This window comes from Acinetobacter sp. ANC 4636, from assembly GCF_054454555.1.
Genome location: NZ_JBTKVD010000013.1, coordinates 1 through 19083 on the forward strand (window position 1 = coordinate 1; position 19083 = coordinate 19083).

The 19083-nt window shown below is 41.3% G+C and carries 19 protein-coding genes; 2 read left to right on the top strand and 17 right to left on the bottom strand.

Annotation, left to right across the window (positions count from 1 at the left end; genetic code table 11):
* The 9 genes from ACX1N5_RS12905 to ACX1N5_RS12945 form a co-directional block, all read right to left on the bottom strand.
* Nucleotides 1-432, bottom strand: a 432-nt coding sequence (locus tag ACX1N5_RS12905; RefSeq protein WP_458802559.1) for a 3-oxoacid CoA-transferase subunit A, incomplete at its 3' end; no start/stop codon positions are given.
* Nucleotides 433-444: 12 nt separating this feature from the next.
* Nucleotides 445-1656, bottom strand: coding sequence for a benzoate/H(+) symporter BenE family transporter (locus tag ACX1N5_RS12910; protein ID WP_116730355.1), 1212 nt, complete (start codon nt 1654-1656; stop codon nt 445-447).
* 38 nt (nt 1657-1694) lie between these two features.
* Nucleotides 1695-2477, bottom strand: coding sequence for a 1,6-dihydroxycyclohexa-2,4-diene-1-carboxylate dehydrogenase (locus tag ACX1N5_RS12915; RefSeq protein ID WP_458802561.1), 783 nt, complete (start codon nt 2475-2477; stop codon nt 1695-1697).
* A gap of 40 nt (nt 2478-2517) precedes the next feature.
* The gene (benC, locus tag ACX1N5_RS12920) at nt 2518-3534 is read right to left on the bottom strand and encodes a benzoate 1,2-dioxygenase electron transfer component BenC (protein WP_458802563.1); all 1017 of its coding nucleotides are present in this window, start codon (nt 3532-3534) and stop codon (nt 2518-2520) included.
* A 90-nt stretch (nt 3535-3624) separates the two neighbouring features.
* Nucleotides 3625-4116 carry a benzoate 1,2-dioxygenase small subunit gene (gene benB / locus ACX1N5_RS12925; protein WP_131381613.1) on the bottom strand — a complete coding sequence of 164 codons (492 nt, stop codon included), beginning with the start codon at nt 4114-4116 and terminating at the stop codon, nt 3625-3627.
* A complete protein-coding gene (gene benA / locus ACX1N5_RS12930; RefSeq protein ID WP_458802566.1) occupies nt 4113-5498 on the bottom strand; it encodes a benzoate 1,2-dioxygenase large subunit in 1386 nt (461 codons plus the stop codon). The genes benB and benA overlap by 4 nt, the downstream gene beginning before the upstream one ends.
* Before the next feature lie 90 nt (nt 5499-5588).
* Nucleotides 5589-6509 carry a catechol 1,2-dioxygenase gene (catA, locus tag ACX1N5_RS12935; RefSeq protein ID WP_131389777.1) on the bottom strand — a complete coding sequence of 307 codons (921 nt, stop codon included), beginning with the start codon at nt 6507-6509 and terminating at the stop codon, nt 5589-5591.
* Between the two features lie 117 nt (nt 6510-6626).
* Nucleotides 6627-6917, bottom strand: coding sequence for a muconolactone Delta-isomerase (gene catC, locus ACX1N5_RS12940; protein WP_004752227.1), 291 nt, complete (start codon nt 6915-6917; stop codon nt 6627-6629).
* Nucleotides 6918-6938: 21 nt separating this feature from the next.
* Nucleotides 6939-8048 carry a muconate/chloromuconate family cycloisomerase gene (locus ACX1N5_RS12945; protein ID WP_458802568.1) on the bottom strand — a complete coding sequence of 370 codons (1110 nt, stop codon included), beginning with the start codon at nt 8046-8048 and terminating at the stop codon, nt 6939-6941.
* Between the two features lie 111 nt (nt 8049-8159).
* Here ACX1N5_RS12945 and ACX1N5_RS12950 point away from each other — a divergent pair, with 111 nt between their 5' ends.
* Entirely contained in the window at nt 8160-9089 is a 930-nt protein-coding gene (locus ACX1N5_RS12950) for a LysR substrate-binding domain-containing protein (protein WP_458802570.1), read from the top strand.
* Between the two features lie 277 nt (nt 9090-9366).
* Here the strand turns inward: ACX1N5_RS12950 and ACX1N5_RS12955 are convergent, their stop codons facing one another.
* The 7 genes from ACX1N5_RS12955 to rpiA form a co-directional block, all read right to left on the bottom strand.
* Complete coding sequence (locus ACX1N5_RS12955; RefSeq protein WP_458802572.1) at nt 9367-9726, bottom strand: YnfA family protein; 360 nt, start codon at nt 9724-9726, stop codon at nt 9367-9369.
* 6 nt (nt 9727-9732) lie between these two features.
* On the bottom strand, nt 9733-12006 hold the full coding sequence (gene clpA / locus ACX1N5_RS12960; RefSeq protein ID WP_458802574.1) for an ATP-dependent Clp protease ATP-binding subunit ClpA: 2274 nt from the start codon (nt 12004-12006) through the stop codon (nt 9733-9735).
* Nucleotides 12007-12019: 13 nt separating this feature from the next.
* Entirely contained in the window at nt 12020-12424 is a 405-nt protein-coding gene (gene clpS, locus ACX1N5_RS12965; protein ID WP_155757307.1) for an ATP-dependent Clp protease adapter ClpS, read from the bottom strand.
* A gap of 26 nt (nt 12425-12450) precedes the next feature.
* On the bottom strand, nt 12451-13206 hold the full coding sequence (locus ACX1N5_RS12970) for a DUF6776 family protein (protein WP_458802576.1): 756 nt from the start codon (nt 13204-13206) through the stop codon (nt 12451-12453).
* A 63-nt stretch (nt 13207-13269) separates the two neighbouring features.
* Complete coding sequence (gene argC / locus ACX1N5_RS12975) at nt 13270-14319, bottom strand: N-acetyl-gamma-glutamyl-phosphate reductase (RefSeq protein WP_458802578.1); 1050 nt, start codon at nt 14317-14319, stop codon at nt 13270-13272.
* A 120-nt stretch (nt 14320-14439) separates the two neighbouring features.
* Nucleotides 14440-15108, bottom strand: a complete 669-nt coding sequence (locus ACX1N5_RS12980) for a M48 family metallopeptidase (RefSeq protein ID WP_458802580.1) — start codon at nt 15106-15108, stop codon at nt 14440-14442.
* A gap of 1 nt (nt 15109) precedes the next feature.
* The gene (gene rpiA, locus ACX1N5_RS12985) at nt 15110-15796 is read right to left on the bottom strand and encodes a ribose-5-phosphate isomerase RpiA (RefSeq protein ID WP_458802582.1); all 687 of its coding nucleotides are present in this window, start codon (nt 15794-15796) and stop codon (nt 15110-15112) included.
* A gap of 110 nt (nt 15797-15906) precedes the next feature.
* Here rpiA and ilvA point away from each other — a divergent pair, with 110 nt between their 5' ends.
* Nucleotides 15907-17451, top strand: coding sequence for a threonine ammonia-lyase, biosynthetic (ilvA, locus tag ACX1N5_RS12990; protein WP_171458748.1), 1545 nt, complete (start codon nt 15907-15909; stop codon nt 17449-17451).
* A 426-nt stretch (nt 17452-17877) separates the two neighbouring features.
* On the opposite strand, the gene ACX1N5_RS12995 is transcribed toward ilvA, so the two are convergent.
* The gene (locus ACX1N5_RS12995) at nt 17878-19074 is read right to left on the bottom strand and encodes a phospholipase A (RefSeq protein ID WP_458802584.1); all 1197 of its coding nucleotides are present in this window, start codon (nt 19072-19074) and stop codon (nt 17878-17880) included.
* Nucleotides 19075-19083: the final 9 nt, after the last annotated feature.

Below are 19083 nucleotides of genomic sequence, written 5' to 3' on the forward strand. Positions count from 1 at the left end.
ATAGTCCTTGCCATCGATATGGCGGGTTTCTTTACCTTCAGCCAGTAACGTGCCATAGCCTGTAGGCGTAAATACTGCACCCAAGCCCATACCCGCAGCCTGAATACGACAAGCGAGGTTGCCTTGAGGCACCAGTTCCAGCTCGATTTTGCCTGCACGATATAGCTCATCGAACACCCAAGAGTCAGACTGGCGTGGGAAAGAACAGATGACTTTTTTCACAGCGCCTGCTTTGAGCAATTTCGCCAGACCATAGTCGCCATTACCTGCATTGTTGCTGACAATGGTCAGGTCTTTGATGCCCAAATCCAGCAAGCCATCAATGAGTTCGGCAGGCTGACCTGCGGTGCCAAAGCCACCAATCATGATGGTCGAACCATCTTTAATTTGCGACAGCACTTCTGTTATAGAAGCTGAACTTTTGTCAATCATAATATTTCCTAATCAAACCTTACTGTGCTTGAACTTTAAAGAATGCGTTGTTTTGAAGCTCAAAATGAAATGGGCAAGCATGCCGATACAAATGCCCCAAAACACCGAACTTAAACCAAGAAAATGCATACCTGAAACACTGGCTAAAAATGTGATCACGGCAGATTCACGTTGCTGTTCGTCACGCAGTGCAATGGTTAAGTTGTTGGTAATGGCACTGAGCAATGCCAAACCTGCTAAAGCTGCAATTAACTCTTTGGGAAATAAGCTAAATAACAACACAATACTACTGGCAAACAATCCACCAAGCAGATAGAACAGCCCATTGGCAATACCTGCAATATAGCGGCGCTGCGGCTGTTCATGACAATGTTCACTCATACATAGTGATGCAGTAATTGATGCCAAAACAATACTAATGCCACCCGTACATGCAACGAGTAATGAGGCCAGACTGGTCGTGCCAATCACGGTACGCCCAGACACCTCATAATCATGCAATTTAAACAGCGCCATGCCTGGTAAAAATTGTCCTGTAATACTCACCAAGATAAGAGGTAAAGCAAAATTGAGCGTCGATGCCCATGTCCAGTGTGGGCTAATCCATTCGGGAACAGTCAGTGACAATTGCAAAGCCACAGGATGTAATTTCCCGAGAAATAGACTAAGGAGAATGCCCGTACACAAGACCCATAACATGCTATAACGCGGGTTGTAACGTTTGGCACACAGATACACCACGAGCATGGTAAATACGATGGTCGGCATATGATTGGTGGCTTGAAATACACCTAAACCAAATTGAAATAAAATACCTGCCATCATACCTGCGGCAATACCCGATGGAATCCAGCGCAACAAACGATCAAATGAACCACTGACACCAATCAGCAGCATGACGACTGCTGCGGTTATATATGCAGCAACGACTTCATTTAAACTAATATGTGGAAATAACGTCACCAAGAGCGCTGTGCCTGGTGCTGACCATGCGGTAATTACAGGCACTTTGTAACGAATTGACAGGTAAATTCCTGAAATGGCAGCGCCAATCGAAATGCCCCAAATCCATGAACTGAGCATATGTGAATCGATCTGCGCTTGTTGAGCCGCCTGAAAAAAGATAACCAATGGCCCAGAATAAGAAATCAATACAGCCAGAAAACCTGCAATGGTGGCTGAAATTGACCAATCTTGTTTGAGGGACTGGATCAGATTAGACATCGTATGCCTCCATGCTCACGATATTATTCATTCTGAATTTAACCGAGGTCACCACCGCCGACAGGTACAACACTACCTGTAATATACGAAGCTTCATCAGACGCAAGGAAAGTAATCACATTGACTTGTTCATCAATTGTGCCGTAGCGTTTAAGGAACGTACGATCCACAGTTTGATCTACAACTTCTTGCATCCACGCTTTGTCCTGTTCAGACATTGGTGCGCTATTACGCGGCACTTTACGTGGCGGAGCTTCTGTTCCACCTGTTGCCACAGCATTCACGCGAATCCCATCATCAGCATGTTCAAATGCCAAAGATGCAGTTAAACCATTTACACCACCCTTTGCAGCAGAGTAAGGAATACGGTTAATACCACGCGTTGCTACAGAAGATACGTTTACAATGGCACCAGACTGCTGAGCGATCATGCTCGGCAATACGGCATGGCAGCACCACAGGGTTGGAAATAGTGAGCGGCGAATCTCCTTCTCTACTTCTTCAGGTTTGAACTCCTGAAAAGGTTTCATCCAGATTGCGCCACCCACGATATTGAGGAGTACATCCACACGGCCATATTTTTCCAAGGCAGCATCAACAACTTTCTCTGCACCTTCGAACTGTTCCAGATCTGCACGTACCGTGATAGCTTCACCGCCAGCATCAATGACTTCTTTAAGGACGTCTTCGACATACTCGGAAAAATCTGCCATGACAACTTTTCCGCCTTCACGGGCAACGCGTAGAGCTACACCACGACCAATACCTTGTGCCGCACCTGTGACAATAACCACTTTATTGCTGAAACGTTGTTGACTCATCTTTACTTCCTTATCTTGCATGAATGAACCATGTTAAAATTTAGTTCGCAGAGAATTTCTCGAACAAGAAGTTAGCAGGTTTCACGCCTTCTTTATCTAACCAGCCACGCACTGCTTCAACCATTAGCACTGGACCACAAAGGTAGATATCAACATCACCGCGATTGAGCCATTCATTGTCGACATGTCCAGTCACATAACCTTTACGTTCATGTGCAGATTCTGGGTTAGCAACGACTGTACGGTATTCAAACCATGGGAATTTCGCTTGCATTTCATTCAAGCGTTCGATTGCAACCAAGTCAAAGTCATTGGTTACACCAAACACAAGACGTACAGGTTGTTCAGAACCTTTTTCTTCCAGTACTGAAAGCATAGATAAGAACGGTGCAATCCCTGTACCGCCAGCCAGCATAAGAACTGGACGAGTCACGCTACGTAAATAGAAGCTACCAAATGGACCAGTGAAAGTCATTTTGTCGCCTACTTTTGCAGTTTGGCTGAGGAAACTACTCATTTTGCCATTTGGTACGTTACGAACAACGAAACCTGTTTGACGATCGCCTGGTTTAGAACTGAATGAATAAGAACGAGTTTCAGTTGTGCCAGGGATACCAACATTGACATATTGACCCGCAAGGAAGTTGATGTCTGGTTCTGCTGCATCAAGTTCAATGCCAAAGGTAATCGTAGAATCAGACAGGTTTTCAACCGAAGTTAACGTACCTTGATATGTATGAATTTCAGTTTTACATACATCTGAAGTTGCGTGAATCTGGAAAACTGCATCTGATGTAGGGCGGCATTGACAAGCCAGAATATAGCCTTCTGCGGCTTCTTCAGGCGTTAATGCATCTTCAATATAAGTGTCTTCAGGCATGTCATATGAACCTGATTCACAAAACGCTCGGCAGGTCCCGCAAGCACCGTCACGGCAGTCTAGCGGAATATTGATCTTTTGACGGTAAGCAGCATCAGATAGTGTTTCACCATCTGTAACACTGATAAAACGTGTAACGCCATCTTCAAATTGAAGTGCAACATTGTGGTTTGACATGGCTGAATATCCTATATAAAGCTTTAAAACTAGACCTTTCAACCAATTTTCCATTTGATTGAAAGGTTTTTCCTTGCTGTATGAACAGCTTTAGAGATGGTAAATATCGATAACCTGATTAATGTAATCGTTTTTCAACACGACATATTTGTTGACGATTTTTGGCTCATCACCAGAAAAATCAATTACATAACGAGACATACCGAAATAGCTATAGCTAGTTTTGTAACGGAAACTTAAAGTATTCCAGTTAAAACGAACTGTAACTAAATCACCATCTTGTTCCACAATTTCAATATTGCTAATGTTGTGGCTAGTACGCGTATCTGGCATGGTTGCAGATGAGCGTTCTGTTTTGATACGGAACACACGATCTTCTAAACCTTGACGATCTGGGTAGAAAATCAATGAGATTTCAGACTGTGGGTCTTGGGTTAGCTTGTCATCATCATCCCAAGCTGGCATCCAGAATTGTGCAGTTGGTGCATAACATTGCAACCAGTTATCCCATTGTTCGTCATCTAAAAAACGTGCTTCGCGATAGAGGAACTGAGCAATATTTTCTAGCGTAATCGTGCTCATGCGTTTTCTCCTTCAGTTACAGCCATTTCTTTTTCAGTCGCAATTGCTTTTTTCATGAGTTTTAACCAGTATTCATGTTGAGCAAGGTACAAACCTTCATCTTCAGTTTTGATACCAGAAAGTTTTGGTTTTAGACCAATTTCATTCGCAGCATCATCTGGTCCTTGAACCCAGTGTTTTGCACCACGGCTCATGTCGTTCCATTCAAGGGCGATTCCTGCATAACCTGCTTGGCATGCACGGAATTCTTCCAAGTCATCTGGAGTTGCCATGCCTGACGCATTAAAGAAGTCTTCGTACTGGCGAATGCGGCGTGCACGTGCTTCAGGTGCTTCACCCTTAGGCGCGATACAGTAAATGGTGACTTCAGTTTTATCTACAGACAATGGGCGAAGAACACGGATTTGTGAACCGAACTGATCCATGAAGTAAACGTTTGGATACAAGCAAAGGTTACGAGAACGCTCGATCATCCATTTTGCCATTGCAGCGCCATAACGCTCAGTGTATTCGTCTTTTTTCGGGAAGTTTGGACGGTCTTCAGGGTTTGCCCATTGTGTCCAAAGCAACATGTGGCCATTTTCAAAACCGTAAGAGCCACCACCTTGTTTACCCCAGGCACCAGCGCTCATAGCACGAATGTTATCGCCACCTTGTTTTTCTTTACGTTGCTGCGTAGTTGCAGCATAGTTCCAGTGTACAGCAGACACGTGGTAACCATCGGCACCGTTTTCAGCCGTGAGTTTCCAGTTACCTTCATAAGTATACGTAGACGCACCACGAAGAACTTCAAGACCGTCTTCAGATTGACCGACGATCATGTCAATGATTTTAGTTGCTTCACCCAAGTATTCTTCAAGAGAAGGAACATCAGGGTTTAAGCTACCAAACAAAAAGCCTTTATAGCTTTCAAAACGAGCAACTTTTTTCAAGTCATGTGAGCCATCTTGATTAAAGCAGTCTGAATAACCCGCATCGCTTGGGTCTTTAACCTTAAGCAATTTTCCTGAGTTATTGAATGTCCATCCATGAAATGGGCAGGTATAAGTGGCTTTATTACCACGTTTATTACGGCAAAGCTGTGCACCACGGTGCGAACAAGTGTTAATCATTGCATTAAGTTCACCATTACGGTTACGTGCAATAATGATCGGCTGACGTCCGATATAAGTAGTGTAGAAATCGTTATTATTCGGAATTTGGCTTTCGTGTGCCAAGTATACCCAGTTACCCTCAAAAATATATTTCATTTCAAGGTCAAAAATGTCCTGATCGGTGAAAACAGAACGATGGAGTTTAAATTCACCTGTTTCATAATTTTCAACAAGTAATTCATCGATACGATCTAAGTGACTGGTATTGATTACAGGAATACGTGGCATGTCCGTTCTCCGACTTTCCAAAAGTTAGGAAGTCACCAAAACGCTTGAGTGTAAAAAATTAAGCGTTTTGGTTCCTTAAGATATGGTGAGTTAAGCGCTTGCGCGACGACGTTCAACTTCAGTAGAAGGAGCGCCAGTTTTGTCTTTTTGCAGCACAACATTGAACTGGATGTGTTTGAAAGGACCTTTCAAACCGCGACGTGCAATTTCAGCTTCGTCAGTTACATCAACAGCAGTTGCAACTAGGCCTTCACGAGTACCGAATGCAAAGTCGTCCCAAAGGTATTTGTCACCTTCGATGTTGAACTGAGTCGTCAATTTACGGTGACCTGGTGCAGAGATGAAATAATGCACGTGTGCAGGACGTTGACCGTGACGAGAAATCTGGTTCAACACACCTTGTAGTGGGCCTTCAGGGTTCAAGCCATAACCTACTGGCATAGTTGTTTGCGCAGTGTAGTTACCGTTTGCATCAGATAAGATTGTACGACGCAAGTTGAAGTGAGACTGTGACTTGTCGAAGAACGAGTAGTTACCATGGCTGTTTGCATGCCACATTTCAACTTTCGCACCAGGAATGATGTCACCATCAGTATCTGTTACTGTACCGTCGATGATCAAAGTTGCGATTTTACCTTCTTCAGAACCGTCGTCCATACGTGCAAAACCAGTAGATTCAGGTGCACCAGCAACGTATAAAGGACCTTCAATCGTACGTGGTGTACCACCTGTCAAGCCAGCTTTAGCATCAGCTTCATCGGCACGAAGGTCAAGGAAGTGTTCAAGACCTACCGCAGAACCCATAAGTGCGAGTTCATCAGCTTTAGCGATATCGATCATAGTTTCGATACCTTTCCAAACTTCAGACTGGCTGAGGTCAAGATCTTCGATTGCTTGGAACAAATCCGTAACCAAACGTACAAGAACTTGCTGTACACGTGGATTTACTGGACCTTCAGAAGTGTCCACGTTACATGTTTTAACTATATTTTCAATTGTTTGGCGATCCATATAAATTCTCCTTGAATATGAATACTGGCTAATTGTGGCAAGCTATTCCTAAAAGCTGGCAAATGTTGCTAACCACATCCTTGTTTAAAAACTAAATTCTGTCCGTGCCTGTATCGACTAGCGATCATCTTCACGAATAGATGACGGGTGACGATTAAGTGCCATCACTTCAACATTCATGTATGGGTACAATGGCAACCCTTGTAAAATCTGGTGCAATTCTTCATTGCTCTCAACATCAAAAATACTGATGTTGGAATACTGCCCTGTAATACGCCAAATATGGCGCCATTTACCTTGACGTTGCAATTCCTGTGAGTAGGCTTTTTCAACAGCTTTGATTTCAGCTGCTTTCTCTACTGGCATATCTAATGGAATATTGACATCCATGCGTACCTGAAAAAGCATATGCGCGACTCCTTTTAAACCTTACTTACGACGTAATTGATCAATTTTATCTTCATCCACTTCAATCCCAAGCCCAGAACCTGTTGGAATCTTAAGCTCAAAGTTTTCATATTGGAGTGGAGTTTTGAGAATGTCCTGAGTCAGTAGCAATGGCCCAAATAACTCAGTGCCATAGGCAAGCGATTCAAATGTTGAAAAAGCATGTGCTGAAGCAATTGTGCCAATAGGACCTTCCAGCATCGTACCGCCATACAGATCAATACCTGCAAGCTTGGCAATTTTGGCAACTTCACATGCTTCGATCAGACCCGCAGACTGATTAATCTTGACAGCAAAAACATCTGCACCATGCTGTTTAGCAAGACGGTATGCACTATCTGGTCCAGTTAATGCTTCATCTGCCATAATCGCGACATCAAAACGCTGGGTTAAACGAGCAAGAGCATTTGTATTTTCAATTGCACAAGGTTGTTCGATTAAATCAATGCCGCCATCTTGTAACTGTTGAATTCCTTTAATGCATTCAATTTCAGACCAGGCACGATTGACGTCTACACGAACACTAATGTCATCACCAAGCGCTTTTTTAATTGCAATAACGTGATCAACATCTTGTTGTAATTTGTTGGCACCAATTTTTAGCTTGAATGCATTGTGACGTTTAATCTCAATGAGTTGCTGCGCTTCAGCAATATCTTTCGCAGTATCGCCAGAAGCTAAAGTCCAAAGCACAGGTAAGGCATCACGTAAACGACCACCAAGTAATTCGCTGACTGGAACACCTAAGCGTTTACCCTGAATATCAAGCAAAGCCGTTTGAATTGCACATTTCGCAAAACGGTTACCATTAATGCTCTTACGAATCATTTTTAATGTTTGAGCAATATTCAAACCTTTAACTGATTTCAATAAAGGTGCGAAATAAGTTTCAACATTTGTTTTTACACTTTCTGGGCTTTCTTCACCATAATTCAAACCGCCAATAGTGGTTGCCTCACCCCAGCCAATAAAACCATCGTCTGTTGTAATTTTTACCAATACCAATGTTTGTGTACTCATCGTTGCAACAGAGAGTTTATGTGCACGAATTGTTGGTATATCAATCAGAATTGTTTCAATGGATTTATACATGGTCTTTAGTGTCCAAAACATTCTTGCTTGTGTATACTTTAAATGAATGATTAATTTATGTGAAAGACTGTTTTTGCATTTTTATATATCTTTTAGGTATGGAGTAAGGGTATGGAATTACGTCATCTGCGCTATTTTGTGGCGGTGGTAGAGGAGCAAAGCTTCACAAAAGCAGCTGAACGATTGTTCATTGCTCAACCTCCCCTTAGTCGGCAAATTCAGAATTTAGAGCAAGAGCTTGGAATTCAGTTATTTGAACGGGGAAGCCGCCCTTTAAAAACAACACCCGCAGGGCAATTCTTTTATCAGCATGCCATTAAACTTTTGTCGAATGCAGAACAAATGGTATCAATGACTCAGCGCATTAATGCTGTACAGACCACCATTCGTATTGGTTTTGTCAGCTCATTATTATTTGGTTTATTACCTAGAATTATTTATTTATATCGACAAAAGCATCCTGAGTTAAAAATCGAGCTGATTGAAATGGGTACGCAAACACAAATTGAGGCATTAAAAGATGGGCGAATCGATGTTGGATTTGGGCGCCTTAAAATTAGTGATCCTGCAATTAAACGTGTTTTATTACGCAATGAAAAACTGACTGTCGCAGTACACGCCAGTCATCCACTCAATCAACATAAAGATAAAGGGGTTCATTTAGCGGATTTAGTGGATGAAAATATTTTACTTTACCCGTCTACTGCCAAACCAAATTTTTCAACACATGTGCTCTCTATTTTTTCAGAGCATGGTTTAGAGCCGCAAAAATTAACAGAAGCTCGTGAAATTCAACTGGCTTTAGGGTTAGTGGCTGCAGGTGAAGGCGTTTGTATTGTGCCTGAGAGTACAAATAGTATTCAGTTAGCTCAATTGAATTACTTACCATTAATTGATCCAAATGCTTTAAGCCCTATATTTTTGGCTATTCGTAATATGGAAGATAGTAATTATATTTATACTTTATTTGAAACAATTCGGCGTATCTATGATTATGAAGGATTTCTCTATGATGATTATATTGATTTTAAGAATTTTTAATTTGCTTAGGCTATTATGATTACTAAATTTTAAAAGATTGTAGCACAGAGGTATTCTTATAAGAGCTTTTGTGCTGCTCCATTAAGTTGTTAGCTAGATGATATAAATGAGTTTTCATAATAAATAGACTTTTTCCATAATTGTTTATGTTCTTTTTTATATTGAGATATAAAGCAGATTTATAAAAACATTGGATGCATATTTATAATTTTTTAGCTGAAATATTTAAAATTACCCGTTTTATTTTTTTATTACTCTACTTAGGCTATTTTAATGATTAACGTAATAAACCTTGTGGCTGTAATATGATGATTGCAGCACCGACAAGTACAATGATCCCACCCAAAACATCCCAACGGGTTAAGGCCACTTGATCAACAAAGCGTAGCCAGAGCAAGGCCGTAAAAATATAAACCCCACCATATGCTGCATAAATTTTACCTGAAGCGGCAGGATGCAATGTCAGTAACCAAACAAATAACATCAGGCTGATTGCCGTTGGCAGCCAGAGCCATACACTCCTCCCCTGATTCAAAATTAAATAAGGGAAATAACACCCAAGTAGTTCAGCAATTGCTGTAATAAGAAATAACCCAAATACACGAAGTATTTGGGTTATAGGTAAAATTTCATTCATAAATAATTATGCAGGTTCAGCAGTTTGATCTTCAAATACAATAAGTTGTAGACCAACATCCTTCCCATTCTCTTTTTTAACAGTCACAGCAACATTGCCGCCATATTCTGCTAACTCTCCAAACAGGATCATTTCAGCCAATGGTTTTTTCAAGTGTTCCTGGATAAGACGCTGCATTGGGCGAGCCCCCATGAGGCGATCATAGCCATTAACTGCCAACCAATCACGTGCGCTTTGATCCACTTCAAGCACCACTCTTTTATCATCAAGCTGTGCTTGCAATTCAGTTAAGAATTTATCAACCACAGATTCGATTACCACTGGTGGCAAGGCTTTAAATTGAATCACACTGTCTAAACGGTTACGGAACTCAGGTGAGAATGCTCGTTTCATTGCTTCCTGATTGTCATTGCTGTTGTCTTGTTCAGTAAAACCAATGCTGCTTCGTGAGATACTCTCTGCACCAATATTGGTAGTAAGAACTAAAATAACATTACGGAAATCAGATCTACGACCATTATTATCGGTTAATGAACCATGATCCATAATTTGCAACAACAAGTTATAAACGTCAGGATGTGCTTTCTCAATTTCATCAAGCAGCAACACGCAGTGCGGATTTTTATGAATTGCGTCTGTGAGCAATCCGCCTTGATCAAAACCGACATAACCAGGAGGCGCGCCAATTAAACGAGAGACTGCATGACGCTCCATGTACTCAGACATATCAAAACGTACTAGCTCTACACCTAAGATTTTTGCCAATTGTTTGGTGACTTCGGTTTTACCCACCCCTGTTGGACCTGCAAATACAAAACTACCCACAGGTTTATCTGGTGATTTCAAACCAGCACGCGATAGTTTAATCGCAGAAGCCAAAGCTGTAATTGCTTCATCTTGACCAAAAACCACACGTTTCAAATCACGTTCAAGATTTTCCAGAACGGTTTTATCGTCTTTCGATACTGTTTTTGGTGGAATACGGGCAATTTTAGCAACAACATCTTCAATGTTTTCAACCGTAATCAGATTGTTATCTTCTTTTGGTTTTAAGCGGCGCTGTGCCCCTGCCTCATCGATGACATCAATGGCTTTATCTGGCAAGAAACGGTCTGTAATGAATTTCGCTGCAAGTTCAACGGCTGAAACAAGCGCTTTATCATCATATTCCACATGATGGAATTCTTCGAATTTGCTTTTCAATCCACGAAGAATATCGATGGTTTCTGAAATGCTTGGTTCATTGACATCCACTTTTTGAAAACGACGTGACAAAGCATGATCTTTTTCAAATACCTGACGGTATTCTTGGAATGTGGTTGAACCAATGCAGCGCAATGTACCATTTGCTAATGCAGGCTTAATCAAGTTTGATGCATCCATCGTGCTGCCCATGCTTGAGCCAGCACCAATAATCATATGAATTTCATCAATAAATAAAATTGCATTTGGATTTTTTTTCAACGCATTCAATAATTGTTTCAAGCGTTTTTCAAAATCACCACGATACTTGGTTCCTGCAACCAATGCACCAATATCTAGACTATAAACTTCAGCTTTACTCAGTGGTTGTGGTGCTTTTCCATTCACAATCAACCAAGCCAAGCCTTCGGCAATTGAGGTTTTACCTACGCCTGGATCACCCACAAGAAGCGGGTTGTTTTTGCGGCGGCGGCAAAGAATCTGTGCAGTACGTTCAATTTCTTTTTCACGACCAATGAGCGGGTCAGTTTTACCTTTGGCAGCTTCAACATTTAAATTGGTTGTGTATTGTTCTAGTGGACCTGCTGCCGTGTTGGTGGTTTCACCTTCAAGATCATCAGATTCTTCTTCAACCTGAATTTCTTCTTTACGTGAACCATGAGAAAGATATTGAGTCAAAGTTAAACGATTAATTTGATGGCGTTTTAATAAATAAACAGCAAAAGTATCTCGTTCAGAATACATGGCAACAAGGACATCTGCACCTTCTACAGTACGGTCTCCGCCGCTAGATTGCACATGGAAAATCGCACGTTGCAAAATGCGATCAAAACTTTCAGTCGGATGTGGTGCCTGCTCGCTATTTTCGCCAAGTTTTGGCGTATGTTGCTCAACATATTCTTCTAACTCTTTGCGCAACGTAACAACATCTGCACCACATGCTTTTAAGGCATTGACCGCAGAATCATTGTCGAGCAATGCAAGGAGTAAATGTTCAACCGTCAAAAACTCATGTCTCTTTTGCCGAGCCATGCTTACAGCTAAACGCAATGATACTTCTAATTGGCGACTGAGCATGTTGACCCCCTTATTATGATTTTGGCTCAATCTGGCAAAGTAATGGATGACCTTGTGACCGAGCGTAATTATTTACCTGATTTGCTTTTGTCTCAGCAATATCTCGAGGATAGGTGCCAGCGACACCTTTCCCCTCATAATGTACAGTTAGCATTACTTGAGTGGCTTGGTCAAGATTCATTGCAAAGAATTCTTGTAAAATTTCAATAACAAAGTCCATAGGTGTGTAATCATCATTCAACAACACCACAGCATACAATGGAGGACGCTTTAGTTCGGGCGGAGCCGTTTTAACAGCGAGGTCAGAATCAGGGTGTTCTTCAGACTGATCATGCAAAGACGGGTTGAAATGCCAATCGACATATCCTGATTGCTGAAAGGTCATTTTGACATCATTTAAACAAATTTTTCGTTTCATATTTGCTGTAATATCTAATTTCATGGTTATTCTGCTCGAGCTTCGGCTTGTGGGACTTCGGAAACGAAAGCTGATGAATTTTTCACTTCTTCTCCGCGTAACCAGCTAAAGCGTTTGACTTCCGACACAGCACCATTTAAATGAATTTCAATATATTGTGGCACAAAGTCTTTTGGCATCGTCCAACGCCCTGTAAGCCGCTCAAAGTCCATAAAGTTGAATTGGCTATCTTCCATAGGTACAGTCAACACTTCAGTACCACGAATCAGACGAATTTCAACTGAGCCAACTGCACGGCTGTTATTTGGACTGACTTGTGCCAAATCAAGCTGATATTCATAGGCATTTTCAGGTAATGGCTTAACACTTAAATTTTGAATGCTTAAACTTAAACCGCCACGCTGACGTAAAACATCGCGATAAATTTTACTTTGTGATTGTGCAATCGATAAATCATCTCTGGTCTTTTTCAAAACTGCCGTCAAGTCATTGGTATTGCTCACAGCGATATCACGTTCCTGAACCGCCATGTTATAACTTTTATTGAGATTACTCAGGTTATCTTTTTGCTTTTGTACAATCCCGACTAACTCCTGAGCGTCAACATCGTAACCAACCACTGACAAACCTTGTCGATGCCCTACAGAATACCCCAGTATTGTTCCGCCACATAGCAGCACAATACCAGCCAATATCAAAAATTTATTGGATTGTAAAAAGGGAGTTTTTGGCTCAGAGTATGAATCTAAAGGATTATTCGATTCTGTAGTTTGATCTGTCATCTCGAATGCTCAATTTTTTACTGTGCCATCACAATAATGGCACTTCTTTTTTGCTTCAAAAAATTATGGTAATAAACCAATACCTGCCAAGCCTTCATCTTCTGCAAAACCGAACATGATGTTCATATTTTGCACGGCTTGCCCTGCTGCACCTTTCACCAGATTATCTTGTGCAGACAGCACGATCAGCTTGTTTGGATGAGGTTTATGTAAAGCAATACGCAACTGGTTTGCACCACGTACACTACGAGTTTCTGGTGAACTACCCGCTGGCATCACATCGACAAATGGCTCATTGGCATAAAACTGCTCGTACAAGGCTTGTAAATCGGTCTGAGCACCTGCTTCAGTCAAGTCCACATAAATGGTGCTTAACATGCCACGAATCATTGACACTAAGTGCGGAACAAAAATAATGTGCTCAAATACGCCTGTTTTACCTGAAATATTTTCAAGTGCTTCAACAATTTCAGGATGATGGCGATGCCCTGCAACCCCATACGCCTTGAAGTTATCGGCATTTTCTGAGTAGATCATACCAAGACTGGCTTTACGACCAGCACCTGAAACACCCGATTTAGCATCAATGATAATACTTTCAGGTTTAATGAGGTCTTGTGCTGCTTTTAACACAGGCGCCAAACCCAGTTGTACAGTTGTCGGATAACAACCTGGGTTACCAATCACGCTGGCCTGTTTGATTTTGTCACGATTTAATTCAGACAAACCATAGACCGAATCTTTTAACAACTCAGGGCAAGCGTGCTGCATGCCATACCATTTTTCAAACTGTTCAAGGTTTTGTAAGCGGAAGTCAGCCGCTAAATCAATCACTTTGGTGTTTGCTTCAGTCAGTGCTTTAGCATGTTGCATGGCAACCCCATGCGGTGTCGCAAAAAACACCACATCACACTGTTTCAGCACATTAATATCTAAATCAGAAAATTCTAGATCGGTATGCCCGCGTAAATTCGGAAACATATCGGCAACACGTTTACCAGCTTCAGTCCGTGAAGTGAGAACTTGCACTTGAGCTTGCGTATGTCGAAGTAAAATACGCAAAAGTTCAACACCTGTATAACCCGTGCCACCCACAATACCCACTGAAATCACTTTGTGTTACCTCATGCTGTACTTTAAAAAAATAGGTCTAGTATGACAGGAAGATTGGCTTTTCTAAACCTATTTCATAATCAACCGGATAGATTTTTCAAGCCTTGAATCAAAATCGCTTTAACCAAGCCACCAATTTGACCACTGAAATTTTTTCAATATCTGCCGATGTTGCTGAAAATTGACATCGTGTCGAGCAACTTCCTGCCAAAATTCAGCACTATGGTTAAAATGGCGTGTATGCGCAAGCTCATGCACACAGACATAGCGAATAATTTCTTTGGGCAATAAAACCAGCGCGGCATTCAGCATAATTTTGTGCTGAGTACTACAACTTCCCCAACGCGACTTGGCAAAACGTATCTGATAAGACTGATAAGGCAAGCTGATCTGCTGGCTTACATCTTCAAGAAATTCTGGTAACGTATTTTTGGCATGGGCGATCACAAAACTCTTCAAAGCTTTAGCAGACTGTTGCTGATGTAAATAAACACAGTTATTTTCAGGCTCAAAGACAAAGTTTTGTTGCTGTAAGCGAGGTACAATTGCCAGTTGAGGAAAGTTAAACAAATCTAAATATTCAGGAAAATCACTAATTTTTTGTTGTTGGATTTTTTGCCAAGTGTCTTGTAGCCAAAGCTGTGAATCTTCTAAGAATTGTTGAACCTGTTTTTGTTTGCAGCGCAATGGAACTGTTAAGCGAATCTCATGCGTGTAGACACGCAAGCGCAACTGAGTTGCTCTTGCGTGACGTACAATTTTAATTTCAGGTAGTGCAACCTGCGACATATTAAACTGCGATACGCTCTTCAATGCCATTGTTAGTGGCAACAATCGCAATATCAGCTTTGTTTAGCGCAAAAATACCATTGGTCACGACACCTGGAATGTTATTGATGGTTTTTTCAAGTTCCAGTGCATCTAGAATATTTAAGTTATAAACATCCAGAATCACGTTGCCATTGTCTGTAATGACTGCTTTTTCCTGATCATCTACACGAAATACAGGATCACCACCCAAAGCGACCAGTTTACGTGCAACAGCTGAACGCGCCATAGGAATCACTTCTACAGGAAGCGGGAACTCACGGCCTAGTTGTTCAACCCATTTTGAGTCATCAACGATACATACAAATTTACGTGCAATTGATGCTACGATTTTTTCACGAGTTAACGCTGCGCCACCACCTTTGATCATATGCAAATGACGGTCAATTTCATCTGCACCATCAACGTAGGCATCGAGACTTCCCACCTGATTCATATCAACAACTTCAATCCCTAGCTTTGTTAAACGCTCAGCAGTTGCTTTTGAACTTGCCACAGCAGCTTCAAGTTGTAGTTCTGGTAACAAGTCAATTAAAAAGTTAACTGTACTGCCTGTACCAACACCTAAAATGCCGCCTTTAGGCAAATGTTTCAATGCGGCTTGTGCTGCAGCTTGTTTTTTCGCATCTTGGGTTGCATATAGACTCATAATGGTTTTAACTCAATATCTCAAATGATGAAAGATTTAGCGTAATTTAGCCGCCCAAAAGACAAGCGGTTTGTTACAATGTAAATCTATTTTAAACTGTTAAATGGAAGATGAACATGTTGTTTCGCTTGGTAAGACAAATTTTACAAGCAACAGTCTATGACGTTGCAATTGAATCTCCTCTCGAAGCGGCACCACGAATTAGTCAAAAACTCAATAATAATATTCGTCTGAAGCGTGAAGATTTACAACCTGTTTTTTCTTTCAAGCTGCGTGGTGCTTATAACCGTATCAGCCAACTTCCTAAAGAACAGTTAGAACGTGGCGTGATTACGGCTTCGGCAGGCAACCATGCACAAGGTGTGGCATTGTCTGGCGCAAAACTCGGTATTCCAGCAATTATTGTCATGCCACAAACCACACCAGATATTAAAGTTCAAGCGGTAAAACGCCTTGGCGGTCAAGTGGTTTTACATGGTGATGCTTTTGACGCAGCCAACAAATACGCACAGCAACGCGCTCAGGAAGAAGGTCTCACCTTTATTCCTCCGTATGACGACGAACTGGTGATTGCGGGTCAAGGTACAATTGCCAACGAAATTCACCGTCAATGGCGCGAAGTGGATTATATCTTTGTTGCTGTTGGTGGTGGTGGTCTGATTTCAGGTATCGCGGCTTACTTTGGTGAAGTTGCACCTCATGTCAAAGTTGTCGGCGTTGAATACGATGAATCAGCCTGTTTAAAAGCAGCGTTAGCAGCCAATGAACGTGTGGTTCTACCACAAGTGGGTTTATTTGCTGACGGTACAGCTGTTGCACAAATTGGCGCATTGCCATTTGATATTTTGCGTATGGAAAAATCAGATGGTTCAGGAAAAATCATTGAGCCTGAAGTCATTACTGTAAACACCGATGAAATCTGTGCGGCAATCAAAGACACTTATGATGAAACCCGCAGTATTGTCGAGCCATCGGGCGCCATGGCACTTGCTGCGATCAAAAAATTTGTGGCTGAAACCAATATTCAGGGCAAAAACATGGTGTCTATCGTATGTGGCGCCAACATGAACTTTGACCGTTTACGCTACATTGCAGAACGTACAGAGCTTGGTGAACATCGCGAAGCAATTTATGCAGTAACTATTCCTGAAGAAAAAGGTTCATTCCTGAACTTCTGCCGTGCCTTACAAGGTCGCAACATTACCGAATTTAACTACCGTTGTAATGATGAGCATTCAGCACAAGTCTTTGTCGGCATTAGCTTAAAAGGTGGTCAGGCAGAACGTAAAGAAATTTTTGAATCGCTCAAAGCCAGTTACGATGTGGACGATTTATCTGACGATGAAGTTGCAAAACTACACATTCGTTATTTGATTGGCGGACATGCCAGCATCAACAATGAACGTCTGTTCCGTGTCGAGTTCCCTGAGCGCCCAGGCGCATTACTTACTTTCCTAGAGCGTTTAGGGCCAAACCATAACATTACCTTATTCCACTACCGTAACCACGGTGCGGCTGAAGGTCGTGTACTCGTCGGTTTACAAGCGACTGATGCAGATGAACAACCAGATGTGCTGATTGAAACATTAGAAAAGATTACTTATCCGTATGAAGAAATTAGCCAAAACTTAGGCTATAAACGCTTCTTAAAATAAGTTGTTTGAAACAAAAACCGATGCCTCATGCATCGGTTTTTTATTTTTGGCGAAAACTTATTGCTTATAATCTGTATTTAAACTAAAGCTTTGACTATAGCTTCATTACCTATCTACTGATTTTTGTGGTTTATGTATTTTAAACTTAATAAAAATCTTTAGATTGACTGTTTATCTACTGTCATGTCTGTGATACGCAAAAACGATTACCAATAGAAAATTGGTTACGTAACATATTTAGTTGTTTATTTGGCTTATTTAATTGCAGCATCGAAGACAATCCATTTGAATTATTTTATGACTGGGATTCAAATTAATTTAAGGTTTAATTTTAGTTTTGAGTAAATTTAAACCTTGAATTACTTAGGCTATTTAAAATTTGTTTATAAAAACCATGCTTAGCATGGTTTTTTAAAGTGGAAGAATTTAGAACCAATCCATCAAGGAAACCCCCACCCCGATATAATTGGCACGATGGTTATAGTCAATCAAACTTTCACCATAACCGCTAAAGTACTGAATTTGACCACGTAATTTACCTTTAATCGGGAATGTCCAGTCAAACTGTACTGCACCATGCGATGCATCGCCTGTACGTAAAGAGTGGCGTAACATTAAAGAAAAGTCATTGTCATTTACGCGGTAAAATGCCGTAATATCACCACGCCCCATATAGTTTTCAATATCAGGGTTGTTATCATCCCGTGTATTTTCAGGAATTCGATACCACGGACGAATCATAATTGCAAAATTGTCACGTTCAAAACCAAGGTTTAACATGACACGATTCCAACTACGCGAAAATGGATCAGCTCGCCCATTGGACTGATGGTTAAAACTTATACCCAACAAACGGCCATCTAGCCCCATCAGATTATAATTGGTGCGAAAAATCAAGCTGGCTTCAGGTTCATAGTTGGTTTCACGAAATGGGCGTGAATTTTCTGCATTATAGACTTGCCAACGTGACGACTGAGTATAACCAATCCATAAATCACCATTATCACCAAAGATGTTTTCCCATGCTTTGGTTTTTAGAGACAACTGGAATTTGGATTCTGTAAATTTCAAATCTTGCCGCTCGGTCACAGTATTCAGCGGATTTGGGCTGCTCGGGTATACATTACGATTGCTTGTCCAAAAAATTGGTAACGCATAAATCGGCTTATACCCCCGAATATTCCATGTACCCAATTTACTTTTTTCAGACAACTCCCAACGGCTGTCTAGCAAAGAGTTTTGGGTATTCAAAGGTTGCCGCGCATCATTTGAATAAATATAGTGCAAAGAGCGGGCTAGCTTTTCTTTTAAACTGGCTTCTTCTGAGCTTTTCGCTACGGTTGTAGCAGGCACAGACATGAATTGACTTGGTTGAGTAACTGTCTCGGTCAAAGCATTTAAAGGCGCATTATCTTGTAACTGCTTCGGCTTAAAATAACTGTCATAACAGGCAAGGCGGTCAGAATCACCGATAATTCCTGCACAGGCCTGTCCACTGGTAGGATGGAAATTTTCTGATGCTTTTTCTTCAGCAAAGCTCATAGAACAACACAATAAGCCGCCACCAAGCACTGGAATAAATCGCAGTGCTTGATAAGTACGTTCAATCGCTTTGAACGGCATACATTGAAT

Excerpts from the sequence above, each read along its gene's own strand:
- catA (WP_131389777.1), bottom strand. The coding sequence starts at position 6,509 with ATGGATCGCCAAACAATTGAAAATATAGTTAAAACATGTAACGTGGAC.
- clpA (WP_458802574.1), bottom strand. The coding sequence starts at position 12,006 with ATGCTCAGTCGCCAATTAGAAGTATCATTGCGTTTAGCTGTAAGCATG.
- catC (WP_004752227.1), bottom strand. The coding sequence starts at position 6,917 with ATGCTTTTTCAGGTACGCATGGATGTCAATATTCCATTAGATATGCCA.
- ACX1N5_RS12950 (WP_458802570.1), top strand. The coding sequence starts at position 8,160 with ATGGAATTACGTCATCTGCGCTATTTTGTGGCGGTGGTAGAGGAGCAA.
- ACX1N5_RS12970 (WP_458802576.1), bottom strand. The coding sequence starts at position 13,206 with ATGACAGATCAAACTACAGAATCGAATAATCCTTTAGATTCATACTCT.
- ACX1N5_RS12955 (WP_458802572.1), bottom strand. The coding sequence starts at position 9,726 with ATGAATGAAATTTTACCTATAACCCAAATACTTCGTGTATTTGGGTTA.
- ACX1N5_RS12915 (WP_458802561.1), bottom strand. The coding sequence starts at position 2,477 with ATGAGTCAACAACGTTTCAGCAATAAAGTGGTTATTGTCACAGGTGCG.
- benB (WP_131381613.1), bottom strand. The coding sequence starts at position 4,116 with ATGAGCACGATTACGCTAGAAAATATTGCTCAGTTCCTCTATCGCGAA.
- ilvA (WP_171458748.1), top strand. The coding sequence starts at position 15,907 with ATGAACATGTTGTTTCGCTTGGTAAGACAAATTTTACAAGCAACAGTC.
- ACX1N5_RS12910 (WP_116730355.1), bottom strand. The coding sequence starts at position 1,656 with ATGTCTAATCTGATCCAGTCCCTCAAACAAGATTGGTCAATTTCAGCC.
- clpS (WP_155757307.1), bottom strand. The coding sequence starts at position 12,424 with ATGAAACGAAAAATTTGTTTAAATGATGTCAAAATGACCTTTCAGCAA.
- rpiA (WP_458802582.1), bottom strand. The coding sequence starts at position 15,796 with ATGAGTCTATATGCAACCCAAGATGCGAAAAAACAAGCTGCAGCACAA.
- benA (WP_458802566.1), bottom strand. The coding sequence starts at position 5,498 with ATGCCACGTATTCCTGTAATCAATACCAGTCACTTAGATCGTATCGAT.
- benC (WP_458802563.1), bottom strand. The coding sequence starts at position 3,534 with ATGTCAAACCACAATGTTGCACTTCAATTTGAAGATGGCGTTACACGT.
- ACX1N5_RS12980 (WP_458802580.1), bottom strand. The coding sequence starts at position 15,108 with ATGTCGCAGGTTGCACTACCTGAAATTAAAATTGTACGTCACGCAAGA.
- ACX1N5_RS12995 (WP_458802584.1), bottom strand. The coding sequence starts at position 19,074 with ATGCCGTTCAAAGCGATTGAACGTACTTATCAAGCACTGCGATTTATT.
- ACX1N5_RS12945 (WP_458802568.1), bottom strand. The coding sequence starts at position 8,048 with ATGTATAAATCCATTGAAACAATTCTGATTGATATACCAACAATTCGT.